This is a genomic window from Rhodococcus sp. 05-2256-B1 (genome assembly GCF_002258465.1).
In the GTDB taxonomy this organism is placed as follows: Bacteria; Actinomycetota; Actinomycetes; order Mycobacteriales; family Mycobacteriaceae; genus Rhodococcoides; species Rhodococcoides fascians.
This window is the reverse complement of sequence record NZ_NOZA01000016.1, coordinates 1-1076: the sequence shown is the minus strand read 5'-3', so window position 1 is coordinate 1076 and position 1076 is coordinate 1. Positions and strand designations below refer to the sequence as shown.

Annotated in this window: 1 protein-coding gene; it reads right to left on the bottom strand. The window is 63.4% G+C overall.

Annotated features, from left to right (window positions below):
- A partial coding sequence (locus CH285_RS08215) for an acyl-CoA carboxylase subunit beta (protein WP_094698381.1) occupies nt 1–1076 on the bottom strand: 1076 nt, incomplete at both ends.

Genomic DNA, 1076 nt, shown 5'->3' with positions numbered 1-1076 from the left:
TTGACCAACGTGTCCTCGTACTGCTGCTGCAACGTCAGCCGCAACGCATCGACGTCCTCACCGTTCTTCGCCGCCTCGAGCAACTGCTTGCGGTAGACGAACCCGACCGCACCCGAGGCCCCCATCACCGCGATCTGCGCCGTCGGCCACGCCAAATTCACATCGGCACCCATGTGCTTGGACCCCATCACGTCGTACGCCCCGCCATAGGCCTTACGGGTGATGACGGTGATCTTCCCGACCGTCGCCTCCCCGTAGGCATACAACAACTTCGCTCCACGCCGGATGATGCCGTTGTATTCCTGGCCCGTCCCGGGCAGGAACCCCGGCACATCGACCAGGGTGATGATCGGAACGTTGAAACAATCACACGTGCGGACGAACCGGGCTGCTTTCTCCGAGGCATCGATATCGAGTGTGCCGGCGAACTGGGTGGGCTGATTGGCCACGATGCCCACCGACCGGCCGTCGATCCGCCCGAACCCGACGATGATGTTGCGGGCCCGACCCTCTTGGACTTCCAGGAATTCGTCGTCGTCGAGGATCCGGCGGATCACCTCGTGCATGTCGTACGGAGTGTTCGGCGAATCCGGAATCAACGTGTCGAGCTCGAGATCTTCCGCCGTCAACGAATCCTCGATGGATCCGAGAACAGGATCCGACGCCACCGTGCGCGGGGCATCGGCCCGATTGTTCGACGGGAGGTAGGACAGGAGGTCGCGGACGTAGTCGAGGGCGTCCTGCTCCCCGGACGCAACGTAGTGCGCGACCCCTGACTTCTCCATGTGGGTGTGCGCGCCACCGAGCTCTTCCATCGTCACGTTCTCCCCGGTGACGGTCTTGATGACATCGGGGCCGGTGACGAACATCTGACTGGTGCCATCGACCATGACCACGAAATCGGTCAACGCTGGGGAGTAGACGTGTCCGCCTGCGGCGGGGCCCATGATCACCGAGATCTGTGGGATCACCCCGGATGCGCGGACGTTGCGGTGGAAGATCTCCCCGTACAACCCGAGGGAGACCACCCCTTCCTGGATGCGGGCCCCGGCGCCTTCGTTGATGCCCACCAACGG